This window comes from Duganella sp. BJB476, from assembly GCF_003416895.1.
Classification (GTDB): Bacteria; Pseudomonadota; Gammaproteobacteria; order Burkholderiales; family Burkholderiaceae_D; genus Rugamonas.
On the sequence record NZ_QVIO01000001.1, the window covers coordinates 1518303 to 1531257 of the forward strand.

General features: G+C 64.5%; 8 protein-coding genes. 6 read left to right on the forward strand and 2 right to left on the reverse strand.

The window, feature by feature from the left end; all coding sequences use genetic code 11:
- Positions 1–41: 41 nt before the first annotated feature.
- Positions 42–821 carry an ABC transporter substrate-binding protein gene (locus D0T21_RS06675; protein WP_158567967.1) on the forward strand — a complete coding sequence of 260 codons (780 nt, stop codon included), beginning with the start codon at positions 42–44 and terminating at the stop codon, positions 819–821.
- Positions 822–823: 2 nt separating this feature from the next.
- Here D0T21_RS06675 and D0T21_RS06680 read toward each other — a convergent pair whose 3' ends face one another.
- Entirely contained in the window at positions 824–3100 is a 2277-nt protein-coding gene (locus D0T21_RS06680; protein ID WP_116989258.1) for a TonB-dependent receptor, read from the reverse strand.
- A 31-nt stretch (positions 3101–3131) separates the two neighbouring features.
- Positions 3132–3890, reverse strand: a complete 759-nt coding sequence (locus D0T21_RS06685) for an ABC transporter substrate-binding protein (RefSeq protein ID WP_229211362.1) — start codon at positions 3888–3890, stop codon at positions 3132–3134.
- Between the two features lie 221 nt (positions 3891–4111).
- Here D0T21_RS06685 and D0T21_RS06690 point away from each other — a divergent pair, with 221 nt between their 5' ends.
- From D0T21_RS06690 to D0T21_RS06710, 5 genes are all read left to right on the forward strand, one after another.
- On the forward strand, positions 4112–5410 hold the full coding sequence (locus D0T21_RS06690; protein WP_147328031.1) for a hypothetical protein: 1299 nt from the start codon (positions 4112–4114) through the stop codon (positions 5408–5410).
- A gap of 213 nt (positions 5411–5623) precedes the next feature.
- Entirely contained in the window at positions 5624–5836 is a 213-nt protein-coding gene (locus D0T21_RS06695; protein WP_116989261.1) for an MbtH family protein, read from the forward strand.
- Positions 5829–9749, forward strand: a complete 3921-nt coding sequence (locus D0T21_RS06700) for a non-ribosomal peptide synthetase (RefSeq protein WP_116989262.1) — start codon at positions 5829–5831, stop codon at positions 9747–9749. Before D0T21_RS06695 ends, D0T21_RS06700 begins: the two co-directional genes overlap by 8 nt.
- 47 nt (positions 9750–9796) lie before the next feature.
- Positions 9797–11863, forward strand: a complete 2067-nt coding sequence (locus D0T21_RS06705; protein ID WP_158567968.1) for a TonB-dependent siderophore receptor — start codon at positions 9797–9799, stop codon at positions 11861–11863.
- 46 nt (positions 11864–11909) lie between these two features.
- A complete protein-coding gene (locus tag D0T21_RS06710) occupies positions 11910–12953 on the forward strand; it encodes a GNAT family N-acetyltransferase (protein ID WP_116989264.1) in 1044 nt (347 codons plus the stop codon).
- Positions 12954–12955 lie beyond the last annotated feature (2 nt).

The following is a 12955-nucleotide window of genomic DNA, read 5'->3' on the forward strand; positions in this document are numbered from 1 at the left end:
ATACACTGGTCGCAAAAATGCAGTGTAACGGGGGACGGCAAATGACGATCGATACACCTGCATTAGAAAAGCGGATCCGGCGCGCCGTTGCGGGGGGCTGCCTGGTGTGCGCCGCGTCCGCAGTGGCCGGGCCGTTGACATTGCACACGCTGGACTGGGCGCCCTACAGCTGGCGCGACAAGTCCAGCGGCGCCACGATCGGCATCGCCGTGGACATCGTGCACGAGCTAATGGCGCGCGCCGATATCACTGTTGCCTCGACCGATATTATTCCCTGGGCGCGCGGCCTGACGCTGACCTCCGGCACTGCCGATACCTGCCAGATGATGGTCGGCCGCACCGCCGAGCGCGAGAGGAAATTCCAGTGGATAGGCCCTATCGGCCAAACGAACTGGGCACTGTTCGCGCCGCGTGAGGACAAGATCGTGCTCCAGAGCCTGAACGACGCGCAGCCCTACCTGGTCGGAACGATTATCGACGACCTGTCGATTCCTCTGCTAAAGAGCAAGAATATCCGGGTTGCCGAGGTGGCTTCCGATCGCCTCAATCCGCCCAAGTTGCTGCGGCGCCGGATCGACCTGTGGGCGACCGCTGAACTGCCGGCTCTGTACATACTGCGCGACCTGGGCATCAAAGACCTGGAGCCGGTATTCCGGATGGCTACCGTGCACATGTACCTGGCCTGCAATAGGAACATGCCCGACGGTGAAGTCGCCCGCCTCAACGGCGTCGTCAAGGCGATGATCAGCGATAAAAGCATCGACCGTATCTATGCCGGTTATGGTTTTAAATTCGAAGTCCCCGCCGCCGGCCCGCCCTGATATCAGAAGGCCGCGCCGAGCTTGATGCCTATCGTCCTCGGCCGGTTGACGGCGATGCGCCGCGTGGTCGGCAGGTCGGCCGAGATCGCCACCGGCAAGCCGGTCTGGCCGATCTTGTCGAGCAGATTGTCAATGAAGAGAACGGCGTTCCAGCGCGGCGCCTTGCCCAAGGGCTGCCAGCCCAGCTTGACATTCATCTGTGAGAATCCGGCGCGGCGATAGAACGGACTATCACGGTCGTAAAGCGAATTGGCGCCGCCGGTGTAGGTGGCGTCCAGCCTGCCGAAGGCCGAATAGCGTCCGGCCACCGGCCAGCTGTATTCGGCCGCCGCGCTGCCGGTCCAGCGCGGCACATCGAGCAAGGTGTCGCCCTGTTTGGCGCCGGTGCCGGGCACGTCGTTGTTGAGCGTGGCGCTGGTGTAGCCCGCCGTCGCCCGCAACGACAGGCGCGACGTGGCCTGGTACGCCGCTTCAAGTTCGCCGCCCTTGCTGCGCGCCGACCCGAAGTTCGCCGTGATATTGAAGCCGCATTGCAGCACGATCTGCTGCTGCACCTTGCTCCAGTCGATGCTGTAGACCGAGCCGTTCAGCGTCAGCCTGCGGTCCAGCCATTGCGTCTTGGCGCCGAACTCGTAGTTCCACAAGCTGTCCGGTGAAAAAGTCAGCAGCGCGCTTTCGCTCAGGCCCAGCGTGGCCACTTCCTTGGCGCACAGCGCAGCCGGCGCCGGGTTGTTGGGGCCGCCCGGACGGTAGCCTTTGGAGGCGGTCGCATACAACAAGGCATCCGGCGCGGCCTGCCACGACAGGTTCAGTTTCGGATTGTAGCCATGGTCGCGCGAGCTGCCGGTAATGGCCGACGGGCCGCCGTTGAACAAGCCATCGCCTTGCTGCGCGAAGCCCTGGTTGACGCGGAAGGCGCGCACGCCGAGGCGCGCGGTCCACGCCGGCGCCAGCTGGTAGGAACCCTCGGCGAACAAGGCGGTCTCGCGCACTGTGGCCTGGCGCGCGCCGGTGAAGAAGCTGCCGTAGTCGGTGCCGAATTTGCTGTTGTAGCCGGCCGGCACCGGTATCACCGAAGCCAGGGGCGCCTCCACATGGTGATAGTAGGCGCCGGCGATCATTTGCAGCGGCCCGCTGAAATCGGACACCATCCGCACTTCCTGCGTGAACTCGCGGTTGATGTAGTCGCCATGCATGCCGCCGGGGTAGACCGAGCTCTGCGGCACCGGCGAGAAGAAGTAGTACAGCACCTTGGACGCATCCTCGTCGACGGACACGCGGCGGTCGTAGTAGGAGGTCGACGACACCAGTTCATAGCGCGCAAAATTCTTGCGCAACGTGAGATTGGACAGCGACGAATTCTGCGCGCTGGGTTCCGCCACCAGGCGGGTCTGGATCAGCTGCCCCAGGCCGCCCGGCGGCGCATCGATCTGGAACGGCGCGCCGAGCAGCATGTGTTGATAGTAGAACGAGGCATTCGCGGTCAGTCCCGCGCCCAGGTTCAGGCGCAGGGCGATGCGCGCGCCCTTGGTCTGCTCGGTGTTGACATTGGCCTGCCGCGCGCCGCCGGGCGCGATCGCCAGGATATCGTTGACGGCGACCGGGTAGCGGTCGATATAGCCGTCCTGGTTGCGATACGTGAGGCCGATCCGCAGCGCCGCCGCGCCTTCGCCCAGTGGCACGTTGACGCTGGCGTTGCCTTCCTCGTTCCAGCCGCCGCCCTCGGTATGCGACAGCACGGCGCTGGCCTTGCCGCCAAACTTGTTCAGGTCGGGTTGAGTGCTGACGTATTTGATGGTGCCGCCCATCGAACTCGATCCATACAGCGTTCCCTGCGGCCCGCGCAACACCTCGATGCGGGCGATGTCGAAAATGGCCGGATCGATCAGCCCGCGCAGCGACAACAACGAGGCATTGCTGGAAGCGGCGATCGGCGTATCGTCCAGATAGTAGCCGACCGTGCCGGCAGTGCCCGCCACCGAGGAAATGCCGCGGATGATGAGGATGTTCTGGCCCGGTCCCGACGACACCACCGTCAGCCCCGGCGTCTGGCGCGCCAGGTCAGACACGTGCTCGACGCCCATCCGTTCCAGCTCGCGCTGTTCCAGCGCGGTCACGCTGAGCGGTACGCTTTGCAACGTTTCTGCGCGCTTCTGCGCCGTCACCACCACCTGCTCGACTTGCTGGGCCTGCGCCGCAGCGAAGCCGAGACCGCCGCAAACCAGCGCAACCTTGAGCACTGATACGGAAGCTGCGACGGGTGTCGAATCTGGACGCATGACAGATCTCCTTTAACATTGCAGCGGACGACTAGGGCGGAATGGCCTTCTGCGCCACCGCAGTCAACATGGCCTTGCGGGTTTCGGCCTGCATGCGCGCCAACTGTCCGCTCTCCTGCAACTGCCGATAACCCTGCTCGAAACGGTCCAGCAGTTCACGCGCGTTCGGCAGGTCGCGCCGCAAGACGAGGTAGGTCTGCACTGCGGAAATCGGCTTGGGCTGGTAGCTCAGGCGGGCTTGTTCGGCCGGTGTCAGCGAAGTCTGGATCAGCATCTTGCCGGCTTCTTCCTCCATCGGGAACAGGTCGATGCGGCCCAACAGCAGCTTGCGCATATTGTTCAAATCGCCCGCCGCCTCTTGCACGTGCAGGGTTTGCTTGGCGTGCAGCGCGGAAAACTCATCCGAATAATGGTCGCCCAGGGTGGTGCCGATCTGGTATTTGGCCAGGTCGGCCAGCGTGTTCCAGTCCACCTGCATGCCGCGCCGTTGGAAGAACACCATGCGAAAGGTGTAGATCGACGTCTCGGAATACAGCAATTTGCGGTCGCGTTCCGGCGTATGGGCCCAACCAAAACCGCCGTCGTACAAGCCCATCATCACGCCGGTGATGGCGCGGTTGCTCGATACCCGTTCGAACTTGACGGTCACATTGGCGGCCTTGAACGCCTCGACCACCACGCGCGTGAGCAGGCCGCCGTAGGGCAGGTCCATGCCGATGAAGGGGGGATAGTCATGCACAGTCAGCGTCACCGAGAGCGGCGCGTCGGCATGGGCGGCTTGGGTAGCCATCACCATTGGCAACGAGGCAAGCAACAGCGTAAGCAGATACCTGCGGCGCCGGGGAAGGACCGCGGTACCGGAGTCAATTGCACGACACGAGGGACGCATATGCATAAGTTGACGCAGGAAAAATGGCCTTTCCTTTATCTTACGACCAACCGCCTGCCGCGAGGAAATTTTTTAGCGCGGCAGCCTATAATTCGCCCCTTGCAAAAGATGGATGTTGTTAGATGAATATACGCCACATTATTAAAAAAACATGCTGCCTGCTGTCATTGATGCTGATCCACCCGGCCTGGGCCGACCATGCGCCGCCCGCTGTCCTCGCGCCGAACTACCAGCACTACCTGGAGCGCGGCCGGCAGGCGAAACTGTCCGACCAGGAGATCCGGGCCTTGCTGGCGGACTTCGAAAGCGCGCTGGCGGAGGCCTACGGCACGCTGGGCCGGCAGATCGGCCCGGCGCTCGACAAGGATGCTCCGACCGACAGTGACCGCGAGCTGATCGTGGCCAGTACCGGCCAGGCGGGGGAGAAGATCAGTGCCGCCACCCGCACCTTTCTGGCGCCGTTCGGCTTATCCGATGGTGAAATGACCGAGCTCGTTCCGAAATACTGGTATCTCAGCCGGTTTCGCAAGCTGATGGTGTCGATATTGACGCCGCCCCGGCCGATGGAGATGGTTGACGAGGTCAGCATGTACGAGTCCGTCCCGTTCGGCTATTTCATGGCGGGCGTGTCGCGGCGCGTGGGCGTCTACATGGGTTCGGCTGCCGACAGCCGCAACGTGGGCAAGGAAATGCGCGTCAATTTCCCTATGTTCTATTTCAACAGCAACGGCATCGACCGCGAGTTGCCCATGCGGGAAGACGTGGTGCGCTTCCTTGCCAACCCTTCCATGCGCGACGTGACCGGAAAACTGCACGACGCCAAGATCACGGCATTCCGCGAGACCATCTTGCAGTCGTCCAGGCGCTACGACCTCGACGGGGTCACTCCGTATTACCGCACTTACGGCGAGAACGACCATTGGGATGAGCAGGGCAGGATACTGATCTACGACGCCAACATTCTGCATCGCGCCGTCAGATGGCCGGCCGGCTGGACCAAGGCATATCGCAACGCGATTGAGATACACGAGCTCATGCACACCCTGCACCACAGGCAGCGCTCCGCGTGCGGTGCCGCGTCGGCCCTCAAGGCGCAGGCGCTGGACGAGGCGCAAGCCCAGCTGTCCACGCTGGCGCTGCTGGCGACGGAGCGCGATCCCGAGCTCCCTTTGATCTTGTCCTTGAACCTGTCGCTGGTCGGCCGCGCGGAGCAGGAGCTTGTAGGCGATGGCTTTTACACGCCACTCATCCACAAGATTTTGCGAAGAACCGCTCCGAACGCCGCTCCCGCCGATACGGCCGGTTGGGATGGTCCCGCAAAGATAGCCGTGCTGGCGGATGCGACCGCTGAGGACGTCGCGCAACAGGCGCATGCCGCCCTGGTCGAAGTCGCCGAGCGCGAAGCCATTATTTGTCCATAGTTAGCCGCAATTTGGCAGAACTTATCGCCTGATATCACATTGCGCCGGCTCCGGCGCAATTGCATTCCCATCTCCCTTTCCCCAGCAGTGCCTTTCCAGAATACCCTTGCAAATCTAAATGATAGTCATTATCATCTAGATCGATTGGTTTATTGTTAATTTTGACTGCTTGACACCAGTGGCACGCTGGCGTCCGGTGGAATAGGAGCGGGCATGCAGCAGGAACGTCTTTACGAGGTGGTCATCAACGCCGAGCGGCAATATTCAGTCTGGCCGGCGCAGCGGCCGGTACCGGCGGGCTGGCAGGCGACCGGGTTCCGCAACCGGCGGGAGCTCTGCCTGGCACACATCGACACCGTCTGGCAGGAAATGCGCGAACACAGCCTGCAACTGGCACTGGCCGGCACGGAGGCGCGCCATGGGTAACAAGCCGCCAAACGCCGCCGTTGAGCTGGTATCGCCGGCCCAGCGCAGCCTGTGGTTCCTGAGCCAGCTAACCCAGACCGCGCAACGCCTGCACACACGCGTCGAACTGCGCTGGCCCAAAGCCGTCGACCGCGCGCTGATCGCGTATGGCCTGACCGCCTTGCAGGCGCGCCATCCGATCCTGCAGACCACCTTCCACCGCCTGGCCTGGGGCGACATCGAACAACGCCCGGGCAGCGCGGCGCCTTTGCTGCTCGAACGCAGCGGCAGCTATGCCGGTTGGACCGAGCGGCAGGACTTCGACCTGGAACGACAGCCCGGCATGAAAGCCTGGCTGGAGGGCGCGACGCTGATACTGGCTGTGCACCGCATGCTGGCCGACGTGGCCTCGACGCAGATGCTGGTCGACGAACTGCTGCGCGGTATCGGCGGCGAGCCGTTGTCGGCAGTCGGGCCGCAGACCTTTCAACAGCACACCACGCGCCAACTCGAGCAGCTGAGCTCCGGCGCATTGGCGTCCGACTACGACTACTGGATGAACAAGCTGTCCGATGGCGCGCCGTCGCTGGCACTGGCGCTGGACCGTCCTCGCACGGCGGTACGCACCTATGCCGACGTGCAGGTTGGCGCCGAACTCGATGACGGCCTGTCCGCCGCGCTGCGTGCTTTCTGCGTCGCCCATGATGCACAGCCGCCGCAGGTATTGCGCGCCGCCTTCGCCGCCCTGCTGTACCGCCACACCATGCAGGCAAATGTGCGCATGGCGACGTTCGACGGCGGCCGCCAGGCGGCGCAGGAAGGCGTCGTCGGCCCGTTCGAGAACATCCTCGTCTCAGGCCTGGCGCTGAACGGCGGAACGAGCTTTACCGCCTTGCTCGACGCCGTGCGCGCCGAAGATGCGGCCAATCTGGCGCATGCCGCGCTGCCGTTCGATAAGCTGCTGGAACGCCTCAACGCCGACGGTTTCCAGAAGCACGAACTACCGTTCCAGGTCGGATTCGCCTGGCGCGGGCTCGATTCCCGCAACGCTCACCGTGCGCCGCGCGACGTCGCCATACGGATCGACGAAGACCAGGCCTTGCGCGTGGACCTGCTGCTGCGCGTCGGCGAGCGCACCGACGGACGCCATGCACTGGCCTTGTCGTACGCGGCGGCGCTATTCGATGCCTCCACTGCCGATGCGCTGCTGGAGCGGCTGTTGTCCCTGCTGGCGCAAGCGCTGGCCGCACCGCAGTCCCGGCTCGACCAATTACAGCTGGTCGATGCGCAAGCGCTGGCGCGGCTGAGCGCACCCTGGTCCGCCACCATCTACGCACCGGTGCCGGTGCATCAGCTGATGGAGCAGCAACTGGCGCTGCACGGGCAGGGCGAGGCGCTGGTGTGCGGTGGCGACTCGCTGAGCCACGCGGCCATGCATGCAGCGGCCAACCGCCTGGCCCATTACCTGATCTCGATCGGCGTCGGCGCGGAAACCCGCGTCGGCGTGGCACTGGAGCGGGGCGTCGATATGATCGTCACCTTGCTGGCGGTGTTCAAGGCTGGCGGCGCGCTGGTGCCGATCGACCCGGCCTATCCGCAGGAGCGCATCGCATACATCCTCGACGACGCGGCGGTGTTTTGCCTGCTGACTCAAACCTCGCTGCAAGACCAGTTGCCGGAGCTGGCCAACGGAGCCACCATCGCGGTCGATGCGCTCGACCTGAGCCAACTGCCGGCGAGCGCGCCAGACCTGTACGTATCGCCGCAGCAGATGGCCTACATCATCTACACCTCCGGCTCCACCGGCCGGCCGAAAGGCGTGGCGGTCGCGCACGGACCGTTGTCGCTGCACTGCCAGGCCACGGCGGAACTGTACGAAATGAGCGCAGCATCACGCGAACTGCATTTCCTGTCGATCAGCTTCGACGGCGCCCACGAGCGCTGGATCGTTCCGCTGATCGTCGGCGGCTGCGTGGTGCTGCGCGGCGGCGCCTTGTGGAGCGCAGCCGAAACCCACGCAGCCATGCGCGAGCACCGCGTCAACAACGCCGGCTTCCCGACCAGCTACGTGCAGCAGCTGGCCGAATGGGCCGAGGGACGCAGCGATGCCGCAGCTTTGCGCCTGCTGTCGTTCGGCGGCGAGGGCATGCCGCGCGCCACCTTCGAACAACTCAAGCGCGCCTTGTCGCCCGAGTGCCTGATCAACGGCTACGGCCCGACCGAAACGGTGATATCGCCGCTGGCGTGGAAGACCACCGCCAACGCCAGCTTCGAAGGCGCGTTTGCGCCGATCGGCCGCGCCGTCGGCCCGCGCCGCGCCTATGTGCTGGACGCCGACCTCAATCCCGTGCCGCCCGGCGTGGCGGGCGAACTGCATATCGGCGGCGCATGCCTGGCGCGTGGCTACCACGGACAAGCCGCAGCGACGGCCGACCGCTTCATCCCCGACCCGTTCACGGCCGACGGCGGACGCATGTACCGTACCGGCGACCAGGTGCGCTGGCGCGCCGACGGCATCATCGAATACCTGGGCCGCCTCGATCACCAGGTCAAGGTGCGCGGGTTCCGCATCGAGCTCGGTGAAATCGAAGCGGCGCTGGGCAAGCTGGCCCCGGTTCGCGAAGCTGTCGTGGTACTGCACCAAACCCCGCAAGGCGCCAAGCTGGTTGGCTACGCGGTGGCCGAGCACGGCGCCAAGATCGACGGCGCCACGCTGCGCCGGCAGCTTGCCGCGCAACTGCCGGACTACATGGTGCCGGCCGCCATCGTCATGCTCGCCAGCCTGCCGCTGACGCCCAACGGAAAAATAGACCGCAAGGCGCTGCCGCTGCCAACCCAGGAGCGGCGCGAAGTGGTGGCGCCGTCCACCGACCTCGAACACCAACTGATCGCGATCTGGCAGGAAGTGCTGCAACTGCAGCAGGTCGGCGCCACCGACAACTTCTTCGACCTGGGCGGCGATTCGCTCAGCGCACTGCGCGTGCTGACCATGCTCGACAAACTGCTGCCGGATCACGGCCTGGGCATCGTCGACCTGTTCAACTGCCCGGACATCGTCAACTTGGCCCGCGCGCTCAGCGACCAGGCCCTGGCCGGCAGCGACGTCGTGTGTCTCCAGCGCGGAGGCAGCAAGCCTATGCTGTACTGCTTCCCCGGCCTGCTGGTCAGCACGCTGGAATACACGGCACTGGTGAACCACCTAGGCCCGGACCAACCGGCCACCGGCTTTATCTGCCACTCGCTGTCCGGCGACGGCGAACCGCTTGCCGTCGCCGCGCTGGCGGCACGCTACGCCGACCATATCCGCAGCCAGAGCGCCGGCCAGCCGGTGATGCTGCTCGGTTGGTCGTGGGGCGGTATCCTGGCCTACGAAGCGGCACGGCTGCTGGGCGACAGCGTCGACGTACGCTTCGTCGGCATGCTGGACGTCTGCGCGCTCGACGCGGAGTTCGCGGTAGGCGGCGAGAAGCCGCTGGAACCATCGCTGCGACTAAGCCTGCAAAACGACATCGACGCCTGGCTGGCCGTCAGCACCATGCACAAACGCTGGCTGCATCTGCTGGGCCGCATGGACGCCACCGTCTACACCCAGTTCCTGCACTACGTGAACAACAGCCCGGAACCGCTGCCGCTGGACGGTCCGGACATCGGCAGCCGCGAACACATTTTCTGGACGCTGATGGAAAACGCGCTGGTCTTCCGCGACTACACGCTGGCGCCGCTCGATTGCCGCATCCACGCCTGGATCGCCGAAGACTCGCTGCTGCGCGGGATGAACGTGATCGACTGGCGCAAGCAGTCGAGCAAGGTCGAACGCGTGCACGCCATCCCCGGCAGCACGCACCTGAGCATCATCGCCGATCCGCAATTCCACCAGAGCTTTGCACGCAGCGTCGAAATGATCAATCACCCACTTGAAGAAAGCACTACCTGATGCGACACCAGTTGAACAAGCAAGACCTCTCGCCCTTAACCCGAGCCGTGGCAAGCGCCGTCCTGCTGATGGGCGGCTATCACCTGAACGCCTGCGCCAGTGAGGCGGAAACCACCATGGCCACCGTGGTTGTGCAGGGCCAGGCCGACACCGTCGCAAAGCGCAGCAGCACGGGCAGCAAGGGCGATACGCCGATCGTCGAAGTGCCGCAATCGATTTCGGTATTGAACCGCGAACGGCTGGATGCGCAAAAAGCGCCCGGCATACCGCAAGCGCTGCGCTACACGGCCGGCATGCAGACCGAGAGCTTCGGCGTGGACCCACGCTTCGACCAGTACATGATACGAGGCTTCGAAGTCGGTTCCAACGGCATCTTTCGCGACGGCCTGAATCTGCCGACGCGCGGCTTCACCGGCTTCACGATGGAGCCGTATGGATTGGAAAGCCTGGAAGTACTGCGCGGCCCAAGTTCCGTCCTGTACGGGCAGGCGGAGGTGGGCGGCATGGTCAACGCGGTCAGCAAACGCCCGACCGCATCCCAACTGCGCGAAGTGGAAGTGAGCTACGGCAGTTACGACCGCAAGCAGGTCGCCGCCGACGTTGGCGGACCGCTGGACGAGCAGGGCGTGTGGCTGTATCGTGTCACCATGCTGACGCGCGAAGCCAAGGGCGCCGTCGACCATACCAAGGACAATCGCCAGTACTTCGCGCCCTCGCTGACCTGGCATCCCGACGCCGATACGACACTCACGCTGCTCGCCTATCTGCAAAACGATAACGTACCACCGAATTTCTACCTGCCGTCCGTCGGCACGCAGAAGAGCGGTCCATACGGCCAGATCCCGGCCAACCGCTTCGTCGGCGAACCCGGACTCGATCACTTCAAGACGGAACAGCGCAGCGTGGGCTACGTGTTTGAAAAGCGCCTGTCGCCAGCCTGGAAAGTGCGCCAGAACCTGCGCTACGCGACCGAGAAAGTCGACTACCACAGCCTGTACCTGACCGGCCTGCACGAGGATGAGCGCACCATCGACCGCGCCAACTTCTCGGCGCAACAGAAAGCGCGTGTGTTTGCCGCCGACCAGAATATCGAATGGGCCAGCCGCTTCGGCGGCATCGACAACACCTTCGTGGCCGGCGTCGACTACAGCCGCGCCGTGCAGGAAGGGCAGAACTACCTGGGCGAGGCACCCACGCTGGACGTGATCTCGCCCGTCTACGGCCAACCGGTCGGCGTGCCGGACAAGTACGAGGATAAGCGCAGCACCCTGAGCCAGACAGGCGTCTACGCCCAGAACCAGATGAAGTTCGACGGCCAATACGTGCTGACGGCGGGCCTGCGCCACGACCGCAGCCGCATCGACAATGACGACTACTTCAACGCCGCGCAAAACAGCCAGAAGGACAACGCCACCACCGGCCGCCTGGGCCTGACCTGGCTGGCGCCGAACGGTGTAGCACCTTACCTGAGCTACGCCACCTCGTTCCGCCCCGTGATGGGCCAGACCTTTGACGGCCGCAACTTCGAACCGGAAAAGGGCAAGCAGGTCGAACTGGGCGTCAAATGGGCGCCGCTGGACCGGCCGGCGCTGTTCACCGCGGCGGTATTCGATCTGCGCAAGAGCAATGTGCTGACGGCCGATCCGGATCATGTCGGCATCGGCGCCCAGATCCAGCGCGGCGAGGTGCGCGTGCGCGGCCTGGAGCTCGAAGCGGAAGCGAAACTGGACAACAACTGGAAGGTCAACGGCTCCCTCACCGGACTCGATGCCAAGATCACCCGCAACAACGACGGCAACGAAGGCAAGCGTCCATCGCTGGTGCCACGCGTGAACCTGGCCGCTTGGGCCGAGCGCACCTTCGGCCAAGGCTGGCGCGCCGGCGCGGGCATGCGCCGCACCGGCGCCACCTTCGGCGACGACGCCAACACCTTCGAACACGCCGGAGTCACGTTGGCCGACGCCATGCTGGGCTACCGCTACCGTCAATGGGACTTCGCGCTCAACGTCAGCAACCTGACCGACAAGACTTACTTGGGTAACTGCTCGACCGACGGCAGCTGCAACTACGCCGCCCGCCGCCAAGCCCAATTCACAGCCCGCTACGTGTGGTAACACGGTGCCAGCCATTCCTCCATACGATTTATACGAAGGATAAAGCATGAACGACACTGTAAAATCCGCGCCATTCCGCAGCGCGATCCTGTCCGGCCAGGCGCTGGAAGTGGTGCATACGGCCGACACATTGGCCGTCAACCGCAACGGCCAGCCGGTGCTGCAACTGAACGTCGACCTTGGCAACGAATGCTGGCTGGCGCGCAAATCCGGCGCGCCGCAGCCGCTGGCCTTGCTGCAATTGGCTTTGCTGGCCGCGCTGGAGTCGCTCAGCGCTTCCCGCGCCGAGTTGACCACCATCCGCCTGCATGCCGGCGAATGGCCCGAGATCAAGGCGGATCTGCTGCGCAGCGGCGTGGCCCGCGAGGCAGGTCCGTCGCTGGCCGTATCGCCGGCGATGTTGTGGCAGCTGCCGCAGCTTTGGCTGCCGCAGGCGCCCGCCGTCTACCCGCAAAACCATGTGCGGACCGGAGAGCGCTGGCACCCGCAACGCCCCGCCAAGCCGCACGGCTATGTGTACGAACGTTACATCCCGTGGCTGGGCCAGAGCATCGCCTTCCGCGTCGCCAGCGTCGAACAGGACCTGGACACCATGCACAAATGGATGAACGATCCGCGCGTGGCCCAGTTCTTCCAGGAGGAAGGCGACCTCGATTACCAGCGCGCCTACCTGAACGGACGCCTGGCCGATCCGCACATGCTGCCGCTGATCGCCGAATTTGACCGCGTGCCGTTCGGTTACATGGAAGTGTATTGGTCGCAGGAGAACCGCCTCGGGCCTTACTACGCCGCCGACGACTACGACCGCGGCTGGCATGTGCTGGTCGGGGAGGCCGCCTATTCGGGCGGACAGTTCATCAGCGCCTGGCTGCCATCGCTGATGCACTACATGTTCCTGGACGAGCCGCGCACCCAGCGCATCGTCGGCGAGCCTGCGGCCAGCCACCAGCGCCAGGTGCGCAACCTGGAGCGTTCGGGCTTTGCCGCCATCAAGGACTTCGACTTCCCGCACAAGCGCGCCACGCTGGTGATGCTGATGCGCGAGAAGTTCTTCAGCAACCGATTGTGGCATCCAAGCCCGAAAGCCTGAGG

What these genes read in the sequence shown, in the direction of transcription:
- D0T21_RS06700 (WP_116989262.1), top strand. Translation starts at nt 5,829, where the DNA reads ATGGGTAACAAGCCGCCAAACGCCGCCGTTGAGCTGGTATCGCCGGCC.
- D0T21_RS06690 (WP_147328031.1), top strand. Translation starts at nt 4,112, where the DNA reads ATGAATATACGCCACATTATTAAAAAAACATGCTGCCTGCTGTCATTG.
- D0T21_RS06695 (WP_116989261.1), top strand. Translation starts at nt 5,624, where the DNA reads ATGCAGCAGGAACGTCTTTACGAGGTGGTCATCAACGCCGAGCGGCAA.
- D0T21_RS06685 (WP_229211362.1), bottom strand. Translation starts at nt 3,890, where the DNA reads ATGGCTACCCAAGCCGCCCATGCCGACGCGCCGCTCTCGGTGACGCTG.
- D0T21_RS06680 (WP_116989258.1), bottom strand. Translation starts at nt 3,100, where the DNA reads ATGCGTCCAGATTCGACACCCGTCGCAGCTTCCGTATCAGTGCTCAAG.
- D0T21_RS06675 (WP_158567967.1), top strand. Translation starts at nt 42, where the DNA reads ATGACGATCGATACACCTGCATTAGAAAAGCGGATCCGGCGCGCCGTT.
- D0T21_RS06710 (WP_116989264.1), top strand. Translation starts at nt 11,910, where the DNA reads ATGAACGACACTGTAAAATCCGCGCCATTCCGCAGCGCGATCCTGTCC.